Below are 23,654 nucleotides of genomic sequence, written 5' to 3' on the forward strand. Positions count from 1 at the left end.
GCCCCGTACAGGGTTTCAGGCCGGTCTCCGGGCTCATGAGCGGGCCTGCTGCCCCGCTGGCGCGCCTTCCCGGTTACCCAGTGGCCTGTGCGCAAGCGTTGACTCATCTACCGTTGCGGGGGCAGCGCCGGCATTGCGCGCTAGGCCATGAAGGCGTGCGGGCGGACCGGCTTCCCTGTTTCACCCTGCGAGCGAAGGCTGCGGGGCACCTGAAACAATCGGCGAAGGGTAAGGGGTTGGCCCTACAGCGTCAATTAAACATGTTGAACCACGCCCGCTTCGCTACCTCTACCTTACACAACGCATAAGGAATCGCTCATGCCCACTTCTCGTATTGCACTCACCGTACTGCTGGCGGTCAGCGTGGCCGGCTGCGGTGAAAGCTCCAGGCTACAGGTTGCTGACGGCACCGGCCCTTCTCCGCAATTGCCCGCACCTAACAAAACCCTCATGCCTACCGTGAACATTGCACCGGCGGTAGGCTGGCCTGCCGGAAAAATGCCCGCCGCTGCACCAGGCACCCGGGTGGCAGCCTTCGCCGAAGGGCTGGACCACCCTCGTTGGCTGTATGTACTGCCCAATGGCGACGTGCTGGTGGCAGAGACCAACTCACCGCCCAAGCCCGATGACAGCAAAGGCATTCGTGGCTGGGTCATGAACAAAGTCATGGGCCGTGCTGGCGCCGGTGTGCCTAGCCCTAACCGCATCACGTTACTGCGCGACAAAGACGGCGATGGCATTGCCGAGACCCGCGAAGTGTTCGCGCAACACCTGAACTCGCCGTTCGGCATGGCCTTGGTGGGGGATGATTTCTATGTGGCGGACACCGACCGCCTCGTCCACTTCAAGTACCAGGCCGGGGCTACCCACCTTGAAGGCGAAGGACAAACCGTAACGGACCTGCCTGCGGGCACCTTGAACCATCACTGGACCAAGAACGTGATTGCCAGCCCTGATGGCAAGAAGCTGTACGTGACCGTGGGGTCTAACAGCAACGTTGCCGAAAATGGCCTGGACCAGGAAGAAGGCCGCGCTGCGATTTGGGAGGTGGACCGCGCCAGCGGCCAGAAACGCCTGTATGCCACAGGGCTGCGCAACCCCAACGGCCTGGCGTGGGAACCTCAAAGCGGCACGTTGTGGACGGCGGTGAACGAGCGCGACGAAATCGGTAGTGACTTGGTACCCGATTACATCACCTCAGTGAAAGACGGTGCCTTCTATGGTTGGCCGTTCAGCTACTACGGGCAGCACGTGGACGTGCGGGTAGAGCCAGGCAAGCCAGAGATGGTACAGAAGGCGATTGCCCCTGATTACGCCGTCGGCCCTCATACGGCGTCGCTCGGGCTGGCGTTTGCTCAGCCCAGTCAGTTACCGGCACCCTTCGATCATGGCGCTTTCATTGGCCAGCACGGTTCCTGGAACCGCAAGCCATTCAGTGGTTATAAGGTGCTGTTCGTGCCCTTCGCCAACGGCATGCCTACCGGTCAACCCGTAGACCTGCTCACGGGCTTCGTTAACGACAAGGGGGAGGCGCAAGGCCGGCCCGTAGGCGTGATCGGCGATGGCAAGGGCGGTGTACTGATAGCCGATGACGTGGGCAACAAGATTTGGCGGGTCACCCGTCAGTAATGACTGACTGTAACCTGGCGCCCGAGGGCGCCGGCGTTAGTTGGCGCTGACTGCTGTCTGTGCCAACCGCTCTGGCTGGATAACGCGCTTGGCGGCCAGGTAGGCTTTCTGCCAATAGGGCTTGTCGAGGTAATCCAGCCGGACCGTGCCGCCTGTTCTAGGCGCATGAACGAAACGCCCTTCCCCTACATAGATACCGGCATGGCTAACCTGACCCCGCCCCTGCGTCGAGAAAAACACCAGGTCGCCGGAGCGCAGGGCGGAGCGGTCAATACTAGGCGCCCGCATGGCGATCATTTCTCGAGTGGAGCGCGGTAGCGCGATACCTGCAGCGTCCTTGTACACAAAGCCGATCAAGCCGCTGCAATCGAAGCCAGAGTCGGGGGTGTTCCCGCCCCAGTGGTAAGGCGTGCCAACCAACCCAATGGCCCTGAAGAGCACATCATCGGCCTTTAGCGAGTAATCCCCAGGGTTGAGGATGACCGGACGCGGCGCGACGAGCACCAGCGCGGGCGGTGGTGGGGGTGAGCTTGAACACGCTGCGAGCAGCGCCGCACTGGCCACTGCAAGTAAGCGCAAAGGGGAAAAAGCCATGGAGAAAAGTCTCGAGTTCGACTGCTGGTGAAGAGTAGCGCTTAACTCGCTGTTTTCAATGAAAAAGGGCAGCGAAAGCGTGACCGCTCGTCGCTGCCTTTTAAGAAGGGATAAATCGATTACTTGCGCGCCAACTCCGACGTAGGGGCCATGGCCAGCATACGCTTGGCTTCGATGTAGGTTTTGCTCCAGTAGGAGTCCCCCAGCTTGTCCACCCGCACCCCACCACTGCGGCGGCTGCTGGAATGAATGAACTGGTCATCACCCAGGTAAATGCCCGCATGGCTGACACGGCCACGGCGGCCGGTAGTGCCAAAGAACAACACGTCACCCGGCTTGAGCTTATTACGGGCTACCAGCGGCGCGTTGACGTTGATCATGTCGCGGCTAGAGCGCGGCAGGGTCATGCCCGCCTCTTCGCGGAACAGGAAATTAATGAAACCGGTGCAATCGAAACCGTTTTCGGTGCTACCACCAAACTGGTAGCGCGTACCGATCAATGATTTGCCGCGCTCAAGAATGCTGTCTGCCAGCAAGGGCAGCTTGTAAGGCACGTTGCGGGAAAAGCTTTGAAACGCGTCTTTTTCTTCGCTGGCGTCTTCGTTGAACGCCAAGGGCGCGGTGGCTAGGCGATGGGCCTGCACGAAAGGTGCGCGTTCGGCAGTAATGGGAGCAGAGATCTGGGGTTGCGACACCGGTGACTGGGCAGCGCAGCCAAACAGCAAGGTAACGAGTGCAAGGGGCACGAGGGGTGCAAAGCGACTGAGCATGGGCACGACCGTGGCGGTTGGGGATGACGGAAAAGGAATATGCCTACTATCTCTACTATTTGCAAATTTAATAGAACATTTTGTGACTTCTGGTGACGCACCGTCTATCTAACTCGCCCGATCATCTTAGCGTCAGCCCTTATAAACCATGAGGGCTTTTAAACAACTGATTTATATCAATAAATTTATTCTGAGAAGTAAGGTTGCCAGGGGCGTTTCGGTGGCTTGAGCAATCGAGAAGCGTCACGAATCTGACACCGATATAGAAAGACTATCGCTGGGGATTCACGTGAGCGTTACGAAGCTTTACCAGCCGAGCGTTTCTTTAAGAAAGGGGATGGTGAGCTTGCGCTGCGCCTGCAGTGACGCCTGGTCGAGGCGTTCCAGCAAGTCGAACAATGCGCTCATGCTGCGGGTGCCACGGGTGAGGATGAAATGCCCTACCTCATCGGTGAGGTGCAGGCCCCGGCGCGACGCTCTTAACTGCAGCGCTCGTAGTTTGTCTTCATCCGATAGCGGCCGCATCTGGAACACCAGTGCCAGGGTAAGACGAGATTTGAGGTCCGCCAGCTTCACCGGCAGCTCCCGAGGCGAATGCGATGCGGCGATCAACAAGCGCCGGCCGCTGTCACGCAAGCGATTGAACAGGTGGAACAAGGCTTCTTCCCATTCCGACTTGCCGGCGATGACCTGCAGATCATCCAGGCATACCAGCTCGAATTGGGCAAGGTAGTCGAGAATACCTACGCCGCGCTCCAGAAGGTCGGCCAGTGGCAAATACACGGCCGGCTGCCCCTGCTGCTCCATGCGCAGGCAGGCCGCCTGCATCAGGTGCGTGCGCCCTACCCCAGGCTTGCCCCAGAGGTAGATCAGGCTTTCTGTCCAGCCAGCGTCTGCGTCACACAGGCGCTCTACATAGCCAAGCGCGGCAGCGTTGGCGCCAGGGTAATAATTGACGAAGGTGGCGTCGTCGCGTAGGCGTATACCCAGCGGGAGTTGGATCGGCTCTTTCATGCGGCCCAGGGTTACGCCTTAGCTCAAAGGTGGCAAATTCTAACGGCTTGGCTGGAAGCTGCAAGCGCGGCGCACACCTGATGCACGCCGCGCATGGGCCGTTAGAGCTGAGGGTCTTCGCTACCGCCATACAGATCCGACTGTTTATAGAGCACATGGGCGTGACGAATCAGCACCATGATCACCGCCGCAACGGGCAAGGCCAGTAGCACGCCGGTAAAGCCGAACAGCTCGCCCCCGGCCAGAATCGCGAAGATGACGGCCACCGGGTGCAGGCCAATGCGGTCCCCCACCAACAGCGGAGTAAGCACCATGCCTTCCAGCGCCTGACCGATGGCGAACACCGCGCCAATGGCAGCCAGGTGCCAGGCGTCCAGCCCGTACTGGAACAGCCCCGCTGCCAGTGCCGCAGTGATGCCCGTGATAAACCCCATGTACGGCACGATAGACGCAAGCCCCGCCACCACGCCTACCAGCAGGCCCAGCTCAAGGCCGGTCAGCATCAGCCCCACGGAGTAGATGCCGCCCAGCGCCAGCATCACCATCAACTGCCCGCGGACGAACGCGCCCAACACTTCATGGCATTCGCGGGCCAGCGCCACGATTCGGGCCTCGCGCTGACGCGGCAGCAAGCCACGGATCTTGGCCATCATCAGGTCCCAGTCCCGCAGCAGGTAAAACCCTACCACCGGAATCAACACCAGGTTGGCCAACCACCCTATCAGGGCCAACCCGGAAGCTCCGGCCTGAGCCAGCACCAGGCCTACCACGTCAGTGGTCTGGCCCATGTGCCCGGAAATAGCCTGTTTGATCTTGTCGAACTTCCAGAAGCCTTCAGCCAGCCCGAGCCTGGCCTGAACCCAAGGCAAGGCCACTTGTTGCAGCCAGTCAAGGAACTGAGGCGTTAGCTCGTACAAGCGAACCAACTGCTTGGCCAGCATGGGAATCACGACGATGAGCGCAATCAAGACGATCAGGGTGAACAGTACGAACACCACCACCACTGCCAAGGTGCGTGACAGCTTCAACCGCTCCAGGCGATCCACCAGCGGGTCACCTAAATAGGCGATCAACATACCGACCAGAAACGGCGAAAGAATGGCGTGAAGCTCAAAGATAAAGGCGCAAAACACCACGCCCAGGGCAAGCCACACCCATTGTTTCTTGTCAGTCATCATCAGGCTCACCAGTGAAACCGCAGAGGTTCGGGGCCAGCAGGCGCAGCGCCTGGTAGCGGCGGCGTTACCGGCGCCACAGCAGGCGCGGTGGCGTCATCCGACGGCTGTACATGGGCCAACGCCAATTGCGTACGCACCTGTTCAGGGCTGGCGGTCACCCGGTACACGGCGGTATCGGCAGAAACGGATTGAAGGCGCCCGCCCAGGCTATCCAGTACGCGGCCCAGTTCGGCGTAACGCTCCAGTGTCATGCCTTGCACCTCGACCGTCAGGTCACCGCTGGCGCCTGGCTTGACGGCATAGCGAGGGGCCAGGCGCTGAGCCACAGCCAACATGACGGCATCGGCGAGGGTGGCCTGGTCAGCGGCCTGTACACTGCCCTGCTCACGCTGGCTACCCTGCCACAGGCGCCACTTGGCTTGCCAATGGTCGCCGTCGGCACTGGCATGCACCGCGAGCAGGGCGTCTGCGCCATACCGCCCCGAAACAGCCTGGAGCGGTGCGGGGTCTGTGCCTTCGAGGTTTTTAGCGGTGGCCGCCAATTGCTCTTGTAGATCTGCGATAGGCAATTTGACCGGCAACCCGCGGTGTTTGGCCGCACTACGCAAGGGGGCGGCACTCGGTTGCGCGTCACCGGCCAGGGCGGTGCCGCCAGCCGTTTCGGTCAACCACCAGGCAAGGATCGACGGGCGATTGGCACCCCAGGTCGCCAGGCCGGCCTGACGCAGCGCCTTGTCGGTGCTCACCGGGTCAAAATCCACCTGCAGCACTTGAGGAGGGCCGGCCTGATAACCGAACTGGCTGATGATCTGCTGAGGATCTTTGCGCACAGACGCCAGCCCGGCGCCTGCATAGGCCTTGGCGTCGCCGGTAAGCCGTAGCACCAGAGTCTCCAGAGCGTGCTGGGTGGCCTGGCTACGTTCCTCGGTCGCCTGACCGCTTACCGGCTCATTGACCTGATACAGGTTCGTGACCGTCTCGCCCCAGGCACCCAGGGAGCCAAAACATAATAATGAAGCGAACAAAGTGGGGCGCAGGCGCATGGGCTGGTTTCCAAAGACAGGGGTGCCGAAGTGAGTGGGACACACTTTCCCGTAAAACATTCGGCCTGCCAACTCTGATCGCGTACCCGCCGGTAACGAAACGGTCAAAATCGCCGGCCCGCCACGTATCCACTAAGCCGCCCTAGGCCTGTTCTGGCCTGAACAAGCCAAGCCTGATAAAATCGCGCGCCTTCGCAGACCCTTGTGGTTTTTTCTGTATCGCCCCTTTCAAAGGCCTGGATCATGAGCAAGCAACCCTCCCTGAGCTACAAGGACGCCGGCGTGGACATCGACGCTGGTGAAGCGCTGGTCGAACGCATCAAAGGCGTTGCCAAGCGTACCGCACGGCCTGAGGTGATGGGCGGCTTGGGTGGCTTTGGCGCCCTGTGTGAAATTCCCGCCGGCTACAAGCAGCCCGTGCTGGTGTCGGGCACCGATGGCGTGGGTACCAAGCTGCGCCTGGCCCTTAACCTGAACAAGCACGACAGCATCGGCATCGACCTGGTCGCCATGTGCGTGAATGACCTGGTGGTCTGTGGCGCCGAGCCGTTGTTCTTCCTCGACTACTACGCTACCGGCAAGCTGAACGTGGACGTGGCCACCACCGTGGTCACCGGTATTGGCGAAGGCTGCGAACAGGCAGGTTGCTCGTTGGTGGGCGGCGAAACCGCCGAGATGCCTGGCATGTACGAAGGCGAAGACTACGACCTGGCAGGCTTCTGCGTAGGGGTCGTCGAAAAGGCAGACATCATTGACGGCTCCAAGGTCGCCAACGGCGACGCCTTGATTGCCCTGCCCTCCTCCGGCCCTCATTCAAATGGCTACTCGTTGATCCGCAAGATCATCGAGGTCTCGGGCGCCGACATCGCTACCGAACAGCTGGACGGCACGCCCCTGGCAGACCTGCTCATGGCGCCTACCCGCATCTATGTCAAACCCTTGTTGAAACTGATCGCCCAAACCGGCGCGGTCAAGGCCATGGCGCATATCACTGGCGGTGGTTTGCTGGACAACATCCCTCGCGTGCTGCCCGCTGGTGCGCAGGCCGTGGTCGACGTGGCCAGCTGGGCGCGCCCGGCGGTATTCGACTGGCTTCAGCAGCACGGCAATGTGGATGAAACCGAAATGCACCGCGTGCTCAACTGCGGCGTAGGCATGGTGATTTGCGTGGCAAAGGCGGACGTGCAGCGTGCACTGGACGTGCTCAAGGCCGAAGGTGAGCAGCCATGGGTCATCGGTGAAATCACCGCCGCCGCCCAGGGCGCGGCACAGGTCGAGTTGAAAAACCTCAAGGCCCATTGATGCCTGGGCCCTGCAATCTGGTGGTCTTGCTGTCGGGCGCCGGCAGCAACCTCCAGGCTATGATCGATGCGTTCGCGGAGGGCCCTGCACCCGTACGTATAGCGGCAGTGATCTCCAACCGCGCCGATGCACCGGGCCTTCGGCGGGCTCAGGCCGTTGGCATCGAAACCCGCGTGATCGAGCATCAAGAATATGTGGGCCGCGAAGCGTTCGACGCGGCGCTCATGGCCTTGATCGACAGCTTCGACCCTCACTTGGTGGCTTTGGCCGGGTTCATGCGCATCCTTACGCCCGCCTTCGTCCGGCATTACCACGGCCGGTTGCTTAACATCCACCCTTCGCTGCTGCCTCGCCATAAAGGCCTGAACACCCATCAGCGCGCGCTTGAAGCGGGGGACAGCGAACACGGCTGCAGCGTACACTTCGTTACCGAGGAGCTGGATGGAGGCCCCTTGGTAGTACAGGCTGCCGTTACGGTGGCGGCCGATGACACGCCAACGTCACTGGCCCGCCGCGTTCATGCCAAAGAGCATGACATCTACCCCATGGCCGTACGTTGGTTTGCCGAAGGCAGGCTTAGCCTGGGTAGCCAAGGCGTGCTGCTGGACAGCCGCCCCCTTGCCGCAACTGGCCATTTGATTTGCCCTTAGGAGACCCTATGCGTCGTGCTCTATTATTCGCCCTTGCCTTGTTCACTGTGCCTGGCCTACAGGCTGCGGATTTAAAGCCCTTCTCCGCCAGCTACACTGCTGACTGGAAACAACTCCCCATGAGCGGCACTGCCGAACGCAGCCTCAGCGCTAACGCAGACGGTACCTGGACGCTCCAGTTCAAGGCCTCGATGATGATCGCCAGCCTGAGCGAAATCAGCACCCTGCGCATGGACAAGGGCACGTTGCTGCCGGTTGCCTACACCTTCGAGCGCGGCGGCCTTGGCAAGTCCAAGAAAGTGGACCTGGACTTCGACTGGTCTGCCAAGAAGATCACCGGCACCGACCGCGGTGACCCTATTAACCTTCCGCTCAACCGCGGCGTACTGGATAAAAGCAGCTACCAGTTGGCCCTGCAGCATGATGTAGCGGCAGGCAAGAAGAGCATGAGCTACCAAGTGGTAGACGGTGATGAAATCGACACCTATGACTTTCGTGTACTGGGCGAAGAAAAAGTCGCAACCAAGGCCGGCTCCATAGATGCCATCAAGGTAGAGCGTGTTCGCGACCCGACACAAAGCAAGCGTGTAACCGTGTTGTGGTTTGCCAAGGGCTGGGATTACCTGCTGGTACAACTGCAGCAGATTGAAACCGATGGCAAGGAATACACCATCATGCTGCAAGACGGCACCGTGGACGGCCGCGCCGTCAAAGGCAACTAAGGCCGCGCGCAACGCCTGCCTTATCCAAGGTCGCGGCTACCGAGACAGCCGCGACTGCGTTCCCTAACATTTTCTTCACGTAGCTTCATTTAGCGCGACAATCTGTCGCAGCCCGTGCTGCGCCTGGCCCTTAGCGATTTTCTCGTATTCCGTAAAGCACCGTTGCGCTGACGCCCTGTTCCCATCACTCATCGACACTTCTATAACAGAAGCACGTACTGATTATGGCAACCGAAAGGAGTAACAGCATGACTGTGAAAGTTAGCGAGCGCGATGATGCCCATATGTCACACGAAGGCGTAGCCGCCGGGGTTCGGATCTGGGACGTGTATCAGCAAGACTTGCTGGTGGGCATGTTCCATAACGAACACGAAGCAGTGGCGTACCAGCAAGAGCTGCAGAAGAGTGAAGCACAGCGAGCACAGGCAACGCCTTGAACATGCCTCCCGCCAAGAGGGACGTAGCAGCAGGCCGCGACCGGCCCGACACCAGTGTGATGTCGGCCACGGTCGCGGCCTGCTGCTATGGCGTTCAAGTGAACGCCTATAACCTCACCACATCAGGTCATCCGGGATCTTATATGCGGCGTATGGATCTTCACCTTCGGGCTCCTCGGTCGGCACGCTGAGCATGATGATCCGGCGGGGCTCACGCTCCTGCACCTTCAGGGCAGCTTCCCGCGGAATGACTTCGTAACCCCCACCATGGTGAACGATGGCCAAGCTGCCATTGGAGAGCTTGCTGCGCATCAGGCTGTTCACAGACAGGCGCTTCACTTTCTTGTCGTCGACAAAGTTGTAATAGTCTTCGGTTGTCAACTTAGGCAGGCGCGTGGCCTCGATAAGCTGTTTGACCTGAGCCGAACGGGCCTTTGCTTCAGCTTTTTCCTGCTGCTGACGGTTGAGCTCCTGGTCCTTGCGCTGCTTCTCGGCGGCCGCTTCCTGGGCCAGGCGCTTCTGGGTGTCGTCTTCTTCAGCCTGGCCTTTGTGGACTAGCCGCTTCTGCTTTTGCTGGTCCTTGGCAACCTGCTTGACTTGTTTCTGGTTGACCAACCCTGCCTTGAGCAGTTGGTCGCGAAGGGAAAGGCTCATGGTGTACTCACTCTTACTCAGCCGTGGCTGGGCACGCTTGCAGGCGCGGGTTATTCGTGACGTTTGGCTTCAGCCCAGAGTGCATCGAGTGCCTCCAGGCTGCAATCTTCAATGACTTGCCCCCGCTCGCGCAATGCCTGTTCGATGTAGCGCACACGCCGTTCGAACTTTGCGTTAGCGCCACGCAGGGCGGTTTCTGGGTCTAGCGTGAGTTTGCGGCCAAGGTTGACCACCGTGAATAACAGGTCGCCCAGCTCGTCGCACATGCTGACTGGATCGCCCCGCTCCATCGCCTCGACCAGTTCGCTCAACTCTTCGCGTACCTTCTCGACTACCGGCAATGCCGCAGGCCAATCCAGGCCAACGGTGCTGGCACGCTTTTGCAGCTTGGCGGCCCTGGCCAGGGCAGGCATCGCAGCCGGTACGTCATCAAGCAGGGATAACTGTTCAGGCACCTGGGCACGCTCGGCGCGCTCTTCCGCCTTGATGGCCTCCCAGCGCTGCTTGACCTGGGTGTCATCCAGGGCCGCCGTGCCGGGTGGTGCGTACAAATCCCCGGTAGGAAACACATGGGGGTGGCGGCGCACCAGTTTGCGAGTAATCCCGTCTACCACGTCGGAGAAGGCAAAACGACCTTCTTCTTCACCAAGCCTTGCGTAATACACCACCTGGAATAACAAGTCGCCCAGCTCGCCTGGCAAATGCTTGAAGTCTGCCTGCTCGATGGCATCAGCCACCTCGTAGGCCTCTTCCAGCGTAAACGGCACCAAGCTGGCGTAGGTCTGCTTCAGGTCCCAAGGGCAGCCATGAAGGGGGTCACGCAGCCTCGCCATGAGGTACAGCAGGTCCCCAAGGCTGTAAGGGGTGGAAGGCTGCTTCATGGCGTACGGTTGCGGCGGGCTTCGATGATGTTAGGCAACTGCGTGATACGCCCCAGCAGCCGGCCAAGGGCATCGAGCCCAGGGATTTCGATCGTGAGAGACATTTGTGCGGTGTTGTCCTCCTTGTTGGAGCGCGTGTTGACCGCCAGCACGTTGATACGCTCGTTGAGCAATACCTGCGACACGTCGCGCAGCAGGCCTGAACGGTCGTATGCCCGAATAACGATGTCCACAGGGTAGGTAAGCACCGGCACAGGGCCCCAGTTGACCTGGATGATGCGCTCTGGCTCCTTGGCACCCAGTTGAAGCACCGAGGCGCAGTCCTGGCGGTGGATGCTCACCCCCCGGCCCTGGGTGATGTAGCCGACGATGGCATCCCCCGGCAGAGGCTGGCAGCAGCCTGCCATCTGGGTCAGCAGGTTGCCCACCCCTTCGATCTGGATATCCCCACGCTTGCCGGGCTTGTAGCCCGTGGCAGGCTTGCGTGTGAGCAGGTCGAAGGTTTCGGTCTGGCTGCGCTCGGGCTCTACCAGTTGCTGAGCAGCGTTGACCAATGGCGCCAGGCGCAAATCCCCGGCGCCCAGTGCCGCGAACAGGTCTTCGGCGGTTTTCAGATTGGCTTTGTCCGCCAAGCGCTCGAAGTCCACCTGAGGCAGGCCAAGCCGGCTGAGCTCGCGTTCCAGCAGGCTGCGCCCGGCAGCGACGTTCTGATCGCGGGCCTGCAATTTGAACCAGTGAACGATCTTGGCCCTGGCACGCGAGGTGGTGACGTAGCCAAGGTTGGAGTTGAGCCAGTCACGGCTGGGGTTGCCATGCTTGCTGGTGATGATTTCGACTTGCTCGCCCGTTTGCAGGCTGTAGTTCAACGGCACGATGCGGCCGTTGATCTTGGCGCCCCGGCAGTTGTGGCCGATTTCGGTGTGTACCCGATACGCAAAATCAAGCGGTGTGGCGCCTTTGGGCAAATCGATCGCATGGCCGTCGGGGGTAAACACGTACACCCGGTCAGGCTCGATATCTACCCTCAGTTGCTCAGCCAGGCCGCCGATGTCGCCTAGCTCTTCATGCCATTCCAGCACCTGCCGCAGCCACGAAATCTTCTCTTCGTAGTGATTCGAGCTAGGCTTGACGTCCGTGCCCTTGTAGCGCCAATGCGCGCACACCCCCAGCTCGGCCTCCTCGTGCATGGCGTGGGTGCGGATCTGCACCTCCAGCACCTTGCCCTCAGGCCCAATCACCGCAGTGTGCAAAGAGCGATAGCCGTTTTCCTTGGGGTTGGCGATGTAGTCGTCGAATTCCTTGGGAATGTGCCGCCAGAGGGTGTGGACGATCCCCAGGGCGGTGTAGCAGTCGCGCACTTCAGGCACCAGCACCCGCACCGCTCGCACATCGTAGATCTGGCTGAACTGCAGGCCCTTGCGCTGCATCTTCCGCCAGATGGAATAGATATGCTTGGCGCGCCCGCTGATGTCGGCCTTGACCCCGGTCGCGATCAGCTCGTGGTGCAACTGGCTCATGACGTCGGAAATGAAACGCTCCCGGTCCAAGCGGCGCTCATGCAACAGCTTGGCGATCTGCTTGTATTGGTCCGGCTCCAGGTAGCGGAAGGAAATGTCTTCCAGCTCCCACTTGATATGCCCGATGCCCAGCCGGTGAGCCAAAGGCGCGTAAATATCGAATACCTCCCTGGCCACTCGCTGGCGCTTTTCTTCGGAAGCATTCTTGACGGCGCGAATGGCACAGGTGCGTTCAGCCAGCTTGATCAGCGCAACGCGCACGTCGTCGACCATGGCGACCAGCATCTTGCGCAGGTTATCTACCTGCACCTGGCTGCCCAGCACCAGGGACTGACGCGGGCTAAGGCTGGCGCTGATGGCCGCCATGCGCAGCACGCCGTCGATCAGCTTGGTCACCGTCGAGCCGAAACGCTGGCCTACTTCGGCCAGGGATACCTTGCCCTCGCGCACGGCACGGTAGATCACCGCCGCGACGAGGGAATCCTGATCCAGCTTGAGGTCGGCAAGAATGTCGGCGATCTCAAGCCCGGCCTGGAAACTGGACGTGCCATCGGCCCAGGAGTGCTTCGCGGTGTTGTCCGAAATATCCAGGTCGCGGGCGAACTGGCAGGCCAGCTTCAGGGCCTCCCGGTCCAGCGCCAGATCGACACTGACAATATGATCGAGCCACGCATCGAGGTTGATGCTGCCGTCCGTATTGACCGGCTGCTGTGCTCTCACCTGTACCATCTGCTTACCTTCCCTATGGCGCGTCGCTCGACGCGCCGGTGTTCACCGGCTTCGCACAGCCCTGTGGGGGTGCGGACCTTGATCGCCACGTAGGCCACCAGTCATATGGCCTGTTGGCCTTTTTCAAATAACGCCATCGCCTCGACATGGGACGTTTGCGGGAACATGTCGAGCACGCCAGCACGTTTCAAGCGATAGCCCTGCTGCTCAAGCACCAAGGTGTCCCGCGCCAGGGTTGCCGGGTTGCACGATACATAAATGATGCGCCGGGCCCCCAGCGAGGATATATGGCGAACTGTTTCATAGGCGCCCTCTCGGGGCGGATCCAATACTATACCGTCGAAGCCTTTCCTGGCCCACTCCGCGCCCTGCAGCGGCTGCGAAAGGTCAGCCTGGTAAAAGGTGACATTGATCAGTCCGTTACGCTGCGCGTTGGCCTGAGCACGCTGCACCATGCCGGCTACCCCTTCCACACCCACCACTTCGCCCGCCCGATGGGCAATGGGCAGGCTGAAATTGCCCAGCCCGCAGAACAAATCGAGGATGCGTTCGCCCGGTTGAGGCGCAAGCCACGCCAGGGCCTGCTCGATCATCCCCAGGTTGACCGCCTCGTTCACTTGAACGAAATCGCCAGGACGGTAGCTGATCTCCAGCTGCCAGGGCGCCAGCTCATAGCCAGACACGGCCTGCGGCTGGTCAGGCGAAGGCTCGCCCACGCCATGCCACCACAGTTGCGCACCCTGCTGGACGCACAGTGTTCGAAGAGTGTCTTGATCTGCCTCGGCCAGCGCAGCGGTATGGCGAACCAGTACCGCCGGCGCGGTGCCATGGAATAACTCGACATGGCCAATGGCTTGGGGGTTGTTCAACTGACGCAGGGCTCCGGGTAACGCTTGGAATATCCGCTGCAAGGGTTGTACCAGCACCAGGCACTGGTCGATGGGCACGATCGCCTGGCTGGACGCGGCGCGGAAGCCTACTTCCAGCTGGCGCTGTTTCGGGTCCCAACGTACTGCGACGCGCGCACGGCGCCGGTAACCGAACTCAGCGCTCACCAAGGGCGCCACCCAGGCCTGGGGTTCGGTGCTGGCAACTTTCATTAGCTGCTCGGCCAGCTGACGTTGCTTGAGGGCCAGTTGATCGTCGTGTCTGAGGTGCTGCACGCTGCACCCGCCGCAACGGTCGACGAAGGGGCACGGCGCTGGCCGGCGCATGGCGGCGGGCTTGATGACCCGTTCGGCCCGAGCGTCTACCACCTTGCCGTGGCTACCCAGCACGCGCGCCTCGACCTCCTCCCCCGCCAGGGCACCGGCGACGAACCAGGTACGCCCGTCAACGAACGTAACGCCACGCCCGTCGGCCGCAAGGCGCTCAAGGGTAAGCCGCTGCTTTTTGCCGACGGGCACGGCGACGGCACGCTGGCCGCCGGTGGGCTGAAACCGCAGCCCCCCTGATTTGCGCGCCATTAGTTAGGCGCGTCGAACAGGCCGCTGGACAAGTAGCGGTCACCACGGTCGCATACGATGGCCACGATGACTGCGTTTTCGACTTCCTGGCTCAGCCGCAACATGCCCGCCACCGCACCACCGGAGGACACGCCGCAGAAGATGCCCTCTTCTCGGGCAAGCCGGCGCATGGTGTTCTCGGCTTCAGCCTGGCCCATGTCGATCACTCGGTCTACGCGTTCGGCCTGGTAGATTTTCGGAAGATAGGCCTGTGGCCACCGCCGGATACCCGGAATGGCTGCGCCTTCCATGGGCTGCAAGCCGATGATCTGAACGGCGGGGTTCTGTTCCTTGAGATAACGGGACGTGCCCATGATGGTACCGGTCGTACCCATGGAGCTGACGAAATGGGTAATGGTGCCGTTAGTCTGCTGCCAGAGCTCCGGGCCGGTGCTGTGGTAGTGCGCTTCGGGGTTGTCAGTATTGGCGAACTGGTCCAGCAACTTGCCACGCCCCTCGGCTTGCAGGCGCTCGGCGAGGTCGCGCGCGCCTTCCATGCCCTCTTCGCGGGTGACCTGGATCAGTTCGGCGCCATAGGCAGTCATCGCCGCCTTGCGTTCAGCGGTGGAGTTGTCTGGCATGATCAGGATCATGTGGTAGCCCTTGATCGCCGCAACCATGGCCAGGGCGATCCCGGTATTGCCGGAAGTGGCCTCGATCAGGGTGTCGCCTGGCGTGATCTGGCCACGCAGCTCTGCCCGAGTAAGCATGGACAACGCGGCGCGGTCCTTCACGGAGCCGGCAGGGTTATTGCCTTCGAGCTTGACCAAGAGTGTGTTGCTGGTAACCCCGCCCAGGCGCTGCAAGCGAACCAGCGGGGTATTACCGACGCAGTCGGCGATAGTAGAGTAATGCACGGTCATGACATTTCGCATTCCGGACGCGGGGGGCGCCATGATACGCGCATTCGCCTGAACGCCATATCACGCTGCGTTAGGCGGTTATTCGATCCAGTTATAAACCTAGACTTAACTCATTAGAGTTTTCATCACCTTCAAGTGTTCGTCGCGCGCCTGTTGGGCGCCCGTCGCCCGCAAGCGCAGGCATTCACCAGGCGCTGCCTGCGCCAGCCGGGCATAGGCAAGGGGCGTGAGTGCGCCCAGGCGCGGGTACCCGCCGATGGTCTGTCGATCATTGCCCAGCACAATGGGCTGACCATCGGGTGGCACTTGCACACCGCCCAGCGGGATACCTTCGGACACCAGCCCGCCCCCTTGATAGACCAACGCGGGGCCTAGCAAGCGTATGCCCATGCGGTCGGCGCGGCTGTCCAGGGCCCAGGGCTGGTTGAAGGCGTCGAACAGGCTTTGCCCTGAGAACCCCGCCACTTGAGCCCCTAGCACCAAGTCCAGAGGCTCAGCCAGGCTGAGGTCGGGAATACGGGCCACAGCCGTTTCTCGCCCTTGTGCCATGTGCCCGGTGCAGGCCAAGGCATCCCCCGCCTCCAGGCTGGCGCCGTTGCGGTGCAGACCGCCCAGCTGGTCTCGGTTCACTGTGGCGGTACTGCCCAAGACTGCCGGCGCGGTGAAGCCACCCGGGGCCGCCAGGTAAGCGCGTACACCCTGCGCGGGTGCGCTGAACATCAAGCGTTGGCCACGGCGCAGGTTGAAGCTGCGCCAAGGCACCAGTGCAGCCCCGTCTACGGTAGCGTTCAGGTCTGCGCCGGCCAGGGCCAGGTGGCAGTCCTCAAGGGCTGTCAGCTCGAAACCGCCCAAGGTGATCTCCACCGCCGTTGCACCCGGTGGGTTGCCCAGCAGCCAGTTCGCCCAGCCCATGGACAGCCAGTCGGCGGGGCCGCCCTGGGTAATGCCCAAGTGGCGGCTACCGAACCGGCCAGCATCCTGAAGCTGACACAAGGCATGGCTTTTATCGATACGTAACGCGTTCATGGTGCCTCTCCAAACGGCGTCGAATCTCCGCCCAATGCCTCGAAGCGCGCACGGCTGACGGCCTCGAAGCGTACGCTGTCGCCTGGATCAAGCAGGCTGCTGCCGTCCCGGAACAGCACCACCGGCGTTCGCCCCAACAGGTTCCAGCCGCCGGGTGACGTGCTGGGGTAGATCGCGGTCTGGCGTTCGCCAATGCCTACGCTCCCAGCCACGACTCGCTGGCGCGGCGTGGTCAACCTGGGGGCTGCCAGGGCAGGCTCGACCAGCCCCATGAACGCAAAGCCTGGCGTAAAGCCCAAGGCGAAGACCCGGTAAGGCTTGGCGCAGTGGCGGCGAATCACCTCCTCTACCGCCAGGCCGCTCACGGTGGATAACCGCTGCAGGTCCGGCCCCACGCTGGGGTCGTACCACACTGGCACACAGTGCTCGCGGCCCTCGGTCAGGGCGGCCGGCGCCAGCCCCTCCAAGGCGCGCACAACCCGGGCTCTGGCAACCTCGGGGCTCAGCGCAAGTACGTCGTAATGCACCATGACGGTGGTGTAGGACGGCACCGCATCCAGCAGGCTTTCGCCGAAGGCGTCACGCAGGCACGTAACCACCGTCAGCAGCCAGCCCACGTTGGCCTCGTCGATATGCTCGAACAGACGCACCATGAGGGTGTCAAGGGCGACCGTCTCGATCACGCCCTTAAGGCCTTGGCCAACGCGCACCTGTAGGCCGCTCATGCCTGATGGGCCTTGAGCGCCTCACGGATACGCCGCACGGCGGCCACCGATGCCGGGTTATCGCCGTGCACGCATAAGGTATCGGTGTGCAGGCGCAGCTCGCTGCCATCGCGCGCGGTCAGCGGCTGGCCGTTAGCCAGAGCCAGGGCTTGGGCAACCACCTGATCGGCGCTTTCATGAACCGCCCCCGGCAAGCGCCGAGACACCAGATGCCCGGTACCCTCATAGGCGCGATCAGCGAAGCTTTCGAACCACAGGGGTACGCCATGCTCGGCAGCCAAGGCACGCTCGGCGCTGTTGTCGCGAGTCGCCAGCAGCACCAAGGGCAACCCGTACGGCGCCATGGCGGTCAGCACCGACGTGAGGATCGCGGGGTTGGCCATCATGTCGTTGTACAAGGCGCCATGAGGTTTCACGTACTCCACCCGCGTGCCTTCCAGAGCGCAGAAGGCCTGCAATGCTCCGATCTGGTAGTGCAGCAGGTTCTCGATTTCCTCGCCGGAGCACCCCATCGAGCGGCGCCCGAAGCCCATCAGGTCGGGGTAAGCAGGGTGCGCCCCGATGCGTACCCCATGCCGGGCGGCAAGCGCCACCGTACGGCGCATGGTGACCGGGTCGCCCGCGTGGTACCCACAGGCGATGTTGGCGCAGTCGATCAGGGGCATTACCTCGGCGTCCAGGCCCATGTGCCAGGCACCGTAGCTTTCACCAATGTCGCAGTTCAGAACAATCATGGGGCCACTCCACATGAGGAAAACACCTGCACGGTAGAAGCCGGATGCCACCAGGGTCAACCCAGAAAAACCGACCGTGGGCGATAACAATTGTTTATGCCGGGGTGGGGCTGGTCATCGTCTGCGCCAGGGCCACCACTCGCTCAGAGAGCGCCATGCCTGGCCCGGTGCGCCATGACGCAACGATGTCCATGGGTGGCGGGCTGGCGATGTGGTCGATTAGCCGCAAGCTGCCATCGCTGAGCCCCGCCTTGACCAGGGGCAATGGCATCAGGCCGATGCCAAAGCCGTCGTGGATCAAGCGAATGATTGCTGAGGCGGAGTTGACGCAGTTCACCCGCGTACTGGCCAGGCCGGCGTTGTGTAGCAGGTTGAGCAAATCCTGGTGGGGCTGCGAGTTGCGTGAAAACGTCACGAGGCGCTCGGCGGCCAGCGCAGCGAGGTCGGCGTAGGGCCGGTCCTGAGGTGAGCCCGTGGCGACCACCCACTGCATGGGGTAGCGGTCCAGCACCCGATTGCGCACGGTGTCCAGGCGTACCATGTCGGTTTGCAGGATGATGTCCTGGTAGCCTTTTTCCAACTGCTCACAAAGGTTGCGGGCGGTATCGACGGTGATGTCCACCTCGACCCCTGGCCAGGTGGCCCCCACCTGCCGGATCAGCCCGCTGAACCAGGTGTGAATGACGGTATCCATGGCACCGATACGCAAGTGCCCTCGGGCCAGGCCAGGGTCTTTGAGAGTAGCCTTGAGGGCGTGCAAGGTGTCGACCATGCGCTCGGCGTAGTCCAGTGCCCGCTGCCCGTCCGGGGTCAGGGTTACGCCGCGTGGGTCGCGCACGAACAGCCGGCTGCCGAGTTCGGCTTCGAGGGCAGCGATCCGGCTGGAGATGCTGGCCTGGGTGGTGCACAGCTTTTCGGCGGTCAACCGGAAGCTTTTAAGCCGTGCGACCCAAACGAACGTTTCTAGAAAGCGAATGTTCATGCAGGCAAGGGGCCTCAAGAAAAACCTATCAGGGGGCACGGGATTTTCTCGCTGGACGCTTACTGTCACCCGTTTCAACAATGGCCTCATAACAACAGGGGGCTCCCCGCCCTTGCAACAATAATCTTGCTTCTGCCGAACGTCCCACTCAAAGGCACCTCTCCATGAATGAGTCGCTCAACCTCTGGCCGCTTGCGGGCGTCGCCGTCATCGTTCTCGGGTTTATCCTGCGCTTCAACCCCATGCTGGTGGTGGCTATCGCTGCCGTGGTCACCGGCCTTGCCGCGCACTTTCCGCTGGAGCGCATCCTCGCCAGCATCGGCACCGGTTTCATCAAAACCCGCACCCTGCCCTTGATCATTCTGCTGCCGCTGGCCGTGATCGGGCTGCTGGAGCGGCACGGCCTGCGCCGTCACGCTCAACAGTGGATCGGGCGTTTCGCCAAGGCCACTGCCGGGCGCCTGCTGATCGGCTACCTGTTCGTGCGTGAAAGTACCGCGGCGCTGGGGCTGACCAGCCTGGGTGGCCATCCGCAAATGGTGCGGCCCTTGCTGGCGCCCATGGCAGAGGGCGCCGCAGTCCGCGTACACGGCCCGTTATCGAGCGACGTGCGACAACGCCTGCTGGCCTTTTGTGCGGCCACCGACAACATTGGCTTGTTCTTCGGTGAAGATATTTTCGTGGCCTTTGGCGCCATTGCTTTGATGCACACCTTCCTGCTGGGTGTAGGCATTGACGTGGACCCGTTGCACATTGCCGTCTGGGGCATTCCTACCGCGATCAGTGTGTTCATCATTCATGGCCTGCGGTTGTACCGGCTGGACCACTACCTGGCTCGACACGCGCAGGCGGCCCCACCGGCAGAGGGGCCACGGGCATGATCTTGTCTATCCAGTACCTGTATTGGCTGGCGGGGGTAATCCTGGCCATTACCAGCCTCATGACCCTGGCCGACCGTGCCCACCCTCGTCGTTGGCGCAGTGGGGTGTTCTGGGGGCTATTCGCGGTGGCGTTTCTGATAGGCGAACGCCTTCCCCCGGTGGCGGTAGGCATTGGCGTACTGGTAATGGCGATTCTGGCCGGCTGCGGTGGGGTCGCGGTCGGCAGCTACCGCCCGTTGGCCGACACCGTTCAGCAGGCCGTGGCGGCCCGGCTGGGCAATCGGCTGTTCATTCCAGCGCTGGCCATCCCTGTCTTGACGGTGGCGGTATCGCTGGGGTTGAAGCACGTCAGGCTCGGTGACCGCCTGCTGCTGGACCCTGCCAATACCACCTTCGTCGCGCTGGGCGTCGCCAGCGTGGCGGCATTGCTGTTGGCTTGCTGGTTCACGCGGGATACCCCAGCGCAGGCCATGCGCGAATCCCGGCGCCTGACCGAAGCCTTGGGGTGGGCCCTGGTGTTGCCGCAAATGCTCGCCATGCTGGGGCTGATGTTCACCGAAGCGGGGGTGGGCAAGGCCGTGGCCTTCCTGGCCAGCAGCTACATCGACATGGATTACCGCCTGGTGGCTGTGTTGGTCTACGTGCTGGGCATGGCCCTGTTTACCCTGGTCATGGGCAACGGTTTTGCAGCGTTTCCCGTGATGACCGGCGGTGTGGGGGTACCTGTATTGATGGGGGTGTACGGCGGTAACCCCGCGGTGATCGCGGCCATCGGCATGTTTTCTGGCTACTGCGGCACCCTGATGACCCCCATGGCCGCCAACTACAACCTGGTGCCCGCGGCGCTGTTGGAGCTGCCCGACCGCTACGCCGTGATCAAGGCGCAGGTACCTACAGCCCTGGCCATGCTGGTGGTCAATGCCCTGTTGCTTTACGCCTTGATGTAATCCGAGCGCCACAGGTGCACGGGGGGCGCCAGCAGGGTATGGTTCGCCCACCAAGCGGAGCTTCCGGTATCGAGGTGTGGGCGTGTTAAGGAAAGTGGGAATCAAGGGGCGGGTGATCCTGCTCACCATGTTGCCGGCAACCTTGCTGGCGGTCCTGCTGGGCGGTTACTTCACCTGGGTGCAGCAGGCTGAGCTGCACGTGCAACTGCTCAATCGTGGCGAAATGCTAAGCAGCCAGTTAGCCCCGTTGGCGGCGCCTGCCCTGGCTGCTCGCGAAACCAACCAGCTGGAGCGGATCGCGGCCCAGGCACTGGAACAGAACGACGTGCGCAGCGTGACCTTCCTGGATGCCGAGCGCGGCCTGCTGGCCCATGCCGGGCCTAGCATGCTGAACCCCATGCCCACCGAAACCGGCACCCAGCTCGCCCAACGCAGCGGCAACGATGCCACCCGCTACCTGCAGCCGGTGTTTGGCCGGGACCGGGACATGGCCGGTAAACGGGTACCGGGTGAGGAAGACCGCCTGCTGGGCTGGGTCGAGGTCGAACTCTCCCATGCCAATACCTTGTTACGCGGCTACCGCATGCTGTTTGCCAGCCTGGTGCTGATCGCGGCGGGCCTGATCACCACCTTGTTGCTGGCGTTGCAACTAGGCCGTGGCATCAGCGCTCCGCTGGGGCACATCAAGCTGGCCGTTGCCCGTATCAAAGAAGGCCACTTGGACTACCGCTTGCCCACCCTGGGCAACCATGAGCTGGACGAACTGGCCGACGGCATCAACCGCATGGCCACCTCCCTGGAAGAAGCCCACGATGAGCTGCAACACAGCATCGACCAAGCCACCGAGGACGTGCGGCAAAACCTCGAAACCATCGAGATCCAGAACATAGAGCTGGACCTAGCCCGCAAAGAGGCCCTGGAGGCCAGCCGGATCAAGTCCGAATTCCTGGCCAATATGAGCCACGAAATTCGCACGCCTCTCAACGGCATCCTGGGCTTTACCCACCTGCTGCAAAAGAGCGAGCTGACACCGCGCCAGCTGGACTACCTCAACACCATCGAAAAATCGGCCGATAACCTCCTGGCGATCATCAACGAGATTCTGGACTTCTCCAAGATCGAAGCCGGCAAGCTGGTGCTCGACAGCATCCCCTTTAACCTGCGTGACGTGCTCCAGGACACCCTGACCATCCTCGCCCCTGCCGCCCATGCCAAGGAGCTGGAGCTGGTGAGCCTGGTTTACCGGGACACCCCGCTGGCGCTGGTGGGCGACCCGCTGCGGCTCAAGCAGATCCTTACCAACCTGGTCAGCAACGCCATCAAGTTCACTCACCAAGGCACTATCATTGCCCGCGCCATGCTCGAAGAGGACAGTGAGTCTGGCGACATTGCGCACTTGCGCATCAGCATTCAGGACACCGGCATCGGCCTGTCCAACGATGACGTGCGAGCGCTGTTTCAGGCCTTCAGCCAAGCCGACAACTCACTGTCCCGGCAACCCGGCGGCACGGGCCTGGGCCTGGTGATCTCCAAGCGCCTGGTCGAACAGATGGGCGGCGAGATCGGCGTAGACAGCACCCCCGGCGAAGGCAGTACCTTCTGGATCAGCCTTGCCCTGCCCCGCGCCCGTGAAGAAGCCGAAGACCTGCCTGTACCGGCCTTGCAAGGGCGGCGCGTAGCGGTATTGGAGCACCACGAACTGGCACGCCAGGCCCTGGAGCACCAACTCACGGACCTGGGCCTGCAGGCTGTGACCTTCAGCACCCTGGAAACACTGGCCCATGCGGTGGCGGCAGCACACGTGGCCGGCCAGCCCATCGAGCTGGCCGTGCTGGGCTTGACGGCCCAGCAATACCCGCCCGAGCGCCTGAGGCCCTGGCTCAGGGACCTGCAACAGCAAGGGTGTCATGTGCTGGTGCTGTGCCCAACGACCGAGCAAAGCGCCTTCCACTCAGTGGTGCCCAACCCCCATAGTCAGCTTCAGGCCAAACCTGCCTGCAACCGCACGTTACGCAGGGTATTGAGCGAACTGGTAAGCCCACACCGGGGGCAGGTCACCGTTGAAGAAGCGCCCATGGACCGCCCCCCGCGCATCCTGTGTGTGGACGACAACCCTGCCAACCTGCTGCTGGTACAGACCTTGCTGGAAGACATGGGCGCCTGGGTGGAGGCCGTGGACAGTGGCAAGGCCGCATTGGAGGCCGTGCAGCATCGCCCGCTGGACCTGGTGCTGATGGACGTGCAGATGCCCGGCATGGACGGCCGTGAAACCACTGAACGCATTCGCTTATGGGAAGCCAACCGGCCAGGCGCCGCGCTGCCAATCGTGGCGCTCACCGCCCACGCCATGGCCAATGAAAAACGGGCGCTGTTGCACAGCGGCATGGACGATTACCTGACCAAGCCCATCAGCGAGCGTCAGCTGGCACAAGTCGTACTCAAGTGGACAGGCCTCGCCCTGCGCGGCCAGCCGGCTGAACGCTTGAGCGAAATCGCCAGCAGCGACAGCGATCAATTGATTCTCGACCACGAGGAAGGCCTGCGCCTGGCTGCCGGCAAGGAAGACTTGGCGGTGGACATGCTGGCCATGCTGCTGGCAGCGCTGGACGAAGACCGTCGGGCCATCCACGCGGCCCGTCAGACCAACGACCAGCATGCGTTGCTCGAACGGGTGCACCGGCTCCATGGCGCAACGCGGTACTGTGGCGTGCCTCAACTGCGCGCAGCCTGTCAGCGCAGTGAAACCTTGCTCAAACAACAGGCCCCGGGCGCTCAAGGCGCCCTGGACGAACTGGAACAGGCCATCGTGCGGCTGGCGGCGCATGCGCGGGTAACGGCGTAAGCCCTGCCCGCAGGGGCGCCCCAGGGGCA

At 62.2% G+C, this 23,654-nt stretch carries 22 protein-coding genes and 1 riboswitch; of the genes, 8 read left to right on the forward strand and 14 right to left on the reverse strand.

Annotated elements, in window-relative coordinates; translation table 11 throughout:
* Window position 1: 1 nt before the first annotated feature.
* Window positions 2–228: riboswitch (cobalamin riboswitch) on the reverse strand.
* A gap of 90 nt (window positions 229–318) precedes the next feature.
* Entirely contained in the window at window positions 319–1,629 is a 1,311-nt protein-coding gene (locus tag AC4LE2_RS12965) for a PQQ-dependent sugar dehydrogenase (protein ID WP_491826152.1), read from the forward strand.
* Between the two features lie 36 nt (window positions 1,630–1,665).
* On the opposite strand, the gene AC4LE2_RS12970 is transcribed toward AC4LE2_RS12965, so the two are convergent.
* From AC4LE2_RS12970 to AC4LE2_RS12990, 5 genes are all read right to left on the reverse strand, one after another.
* The gene (locus tag AC4LE2_RS12970; RefSeq protein ID WP_491826153.1) at window positions 1,666–2,223 is read right to left on the reverse strand and encodes a C40 family peptidase; all 558 of its coding nucleotides are present in this window, start codon (window positions 2,221–2,223) and stop codon (window positions 1,666–1,668) included.
* A gap of 119 nt (window positions 2,224–2,342) precedes the next feature.
* Window positions 2,343–2,993, reverse strand: a complete 651-nt coding sequence (locus AC4LE2_RS12975) for a C40 family peptidase (RefSeq protein WP_491826154.1) — start codon at window positions 2,991–2,993, stop codon at window positions 2,343–2,345.
* A 306-nt stretch (window positions 2,994–3,299) separates the two neighbouring features.
* Window positions 3,300–4,007 carry a DnaA regulatory inactivator Hda gene (gene hda / locus AC4LE2_RS12980; protein WP_491826155.1) on the reverse strand — a complete coding sequence of 236 codons (708 nt, stop codon included), beginning with the start codon at window positions 4,005–4,007 and terminating at the stop codon, window positions 3,300–3,302.
* Window positions 4,008–4,108: 101 nt separating this feature from the next.
* Complete coding sequence (locus tag AC4LE2_RS12985) at window positions 4,109–5,182, reverse strand: AI-2E family transporter (protein WP_491828128.1); 1,074 nt, start codon at window positions 5,180–5,182, stop codon at window positions 4,109–4,111.
* 8 nt (window positions 5,183–5,190) lie between these two features.
* On the reverse strand, window positions 5,191–6,228 hold the full coding sequence (locus AC4LE2_RS12990; RefSeq protein ID WP_491826156.1) for a DUF2066 domain-containing protein: 1,038 nt from the start codon (window positions 6,226–6,228) through the stop codon (window positions 5,191–5,193).
* Window positions 6,229–6,471: 243 nt separating this feature from the next.
* On the opposite strand from AC4LE2_RS12990, the gene purM reads away from it, so the two are divergent.
* From purM to AC4LE2_RS13010, 4 genes are all read left to right on the forward strand, one after another.
* A complete protein-coding gene (gene purM / locus AC4LE2_RS12995) occupies window positions 6,472–7,530 on the forward strand; it encodes a phosphoribosylformylglycinamidine cyclo-ligase (RefSeq protein ID WP_491826157.1) in 1,059 nt (352 codons plus the stop codon).
* Window positions 7,530–8,180 carry a phosphoribosylglycinamide formyltransferase gene (gene purN / locus AC4LE2_RS13000; protein WP_491826158.1) on the forward strand — a complete coding sequence of 217 codons (651 nt, stop codon included), beginning with the start codon at window positions 7,530–7,532 and terminating at the stop codon, window positions 8,178–8,180. Before purM ends, purN begins: the two co-directional genes overlap by 1 nt.
* An 8-nt stretch (window positions 8,181–8,188) precedes the next feature.
* The gene (locus AC4LE2_RS13005; RefSeq protein ID WP_491826159.1) at window positions 8,189–8,902 is read left to right on the forward strand and encodes a DUF3108 domain-containing protein; all 714 of its coding nucleotides are present in this window, start codon (window positions 8,189–8,191) and stop codon (window positions 8,900–8,902) included.
* 248 nt (window positions 8,903–9,150) lie between these two features.
* Complete coding sequence (locus tag AC4LE2_RS13010) at window positions 9,151–9,339, forward strand: hypothetical protein (protein WP_491826160.1); 189 nt, start codon at window positions 9,151–9,153, stop codon at window positions 9,337–9,339.
* A gap of 114 nt (window positions 9,340–9,453) precedes the next feature.
* Here the strand turns inward: AC4LE2_RS13010 and AC4LE2_RS13015 are convergent, their stop codons facing one another.
* The 9 genes from AC4LE2_RS13015 to AC4LE2_RS13055 form a co-directional block, all read right to left on the reverse strand.
* On the reverse strand, window positions 9,454–9,993 hold the full coding sequence (locus AC4LE2_RS13015; RefSeq protein WP_491826161.1) for a DUF2058 domain-containing protein: 540 nt from the start codon (window positions 9,991–9,993) through the stop codon (window positions 9,454–9,456).
* Between the two features lie 50 nt (window positions 9,994–10,043).
* Window positions 10,044–10,874, reverse strand: a complete 831-nt coding sequence (gene mazG / locus AC4LE2_RS13020; RefSeq protein WP_491826162.1) for a nucleoside triphosphate pyrophosphohydrolase — start codon at window positions 10,872–10,874, stop codon at window positions 10,044–10,046.
* Complete coding sequence (gene relA / locus AC4LE2_RS13025; protein WP_491826163.1) at window positions 10,871–13,120, reverse strand: GTP diphosphokinase; 2,250 nt, start codon at window positions 13,118–13,120, stop codon at window positions 10,871–10,873. The genes mazG and relA overlap by 4 nt, the downstream gene beginning before the upstream one ends.
* 101 nt (window positions 13,121–13,221) lie before the next feature.
* Window positions 13,222–14,586, reverse strand: a complete 1,365-nt coding sequence (gene rlmD / locus AC4LE2_RS13030; protein WP_491826164.1) for a 23S rRNA (uracil(1939)-C(5))-methyltransferase RlmD — start codon at window positions 14,584–14,586, stop codon at window positions 13,222–13,224.
* Entirely contained in the window at window positions 14,586–15,488 is a 903-nt protein-coding gene (gene cysM / locus AC4LE2_RS13035) for a cysteine synthase CysM (RefSeq protein WP_491826165.1), read from the reverse strand. The genes rlmD and cysM overlap by 1 nt, the downstream gene beginning before the upstream one ends.
* A 105-nt stretch (window positions 15,489–15,593) precedes the next feature.
* Entirely contained in the window at window positions 15,594–16,514 is a 921-nt protein-coding gene (locus tag AC4LE2_RS13040; protein ID WP_491826166.1) for a 5-oxoprolinase subunit C family protein, read from the reverse strand.
* Window positions 16,511–17,239 carry a 5-oxoprolinase subunit B family protein gene (locus AC4LE2_RS13045; protein ID WP_491826167.1) on the reverse strand — a complete coding sequence of 243 codons (729 nt, stop codon included), beginning with the start codon at window positions 17,237–17,239 and terminating at the stop codon, window positions 16,511–16,513. Before AC4LE2_RS13045 ends, AC4LE2_RS13040 begins: the two co-directional genes overlap by 4 nt.
* Window positions 17,236–17,973: a 5-oxoprolinase subunit PxpA gene (locus tag AC4LE2_RS13050; RefSeq protein ID WP_491826168.1), complete on the reverse strand. Its 738-nt coding sequence runs from the start codon at window positions 17,971–17,973 to the stop codon at window positions 17,236–17,238. Before AC4LE2_RS13050 ends, AC4LE2_RS13045 begins: the two co-directional genes overlap by 4 nt.
* A gap of 94 nt (window positions 17,974–18,067) precedes the next feature.
* Window positions 18,068–18,955 carry a LysR family transcriptional regulator gene (locus AC4LE2_RS13055; RefSeq protein ID WP_491826169.1) on the reverse strand — a complete coding sequence of 296 codons (888 nt, stop codon included), beginning with the start codon at window positions 18,953–18,955 and terminating at the stop codon, window positions 18,068–18,070.
* A 164-nt stretch (window positions 18,956–19,119) separates the two neighbouring features.
* Between AC4LE2_RS13055 and AC4LE2_RS13060 the strand changes: the two genes are divergently transcribed.
* The 3 genes from AC4LE2_RS13060 (at window position 19,120) to AC4LE2_RS13070 (ending at window position 23,625) form a co-directional block, all read left to right on the forward strand.
* Complete coding sequence (locus AC4LE2_RS13060; protein WP_491826170.1) at window positions 19,120–19,836, forward strand: DUF969 domain-containing protein; 717 nt, start codon at window positions 19,120–19,122, stop codon at window positions 19,834–19,836.
* A complete protein-coding gene (locus tag AC4LE2_RS13065; protein WP_491826171.1) occupies window positions 19,833–20,783 on the forward strand; it encodes a DUF979 domain-containing protein in 951 nt (316 codons plus the stop codon). The genes AC4LE2_RS13060 and AC4LE2_RS13065 overlap by 4 nt, the downstream gene beginning before the upstream one ends.
* Window positions 20,784–20,865: 82 nt before the next feature.
* Window positions 20,866–23,625 carry a response regulator gene (locus AC4LE2_RS13070; protein WP_491826172.1) on the forward strand — a complete coding sequence of 920 codons (2,760 nt, stop codon included), beginning with the start codon at window positions 20,866–20,868 and terminating at the stop codon, window positions 23,623–23,625.
* The last annotated feature ends 29 nt before the right edge of the window (window positions 23,626–23,654 follow it).

It is taken from the genome of Pseudomonas sp. 9.3L (assembly GCF_058536285.1).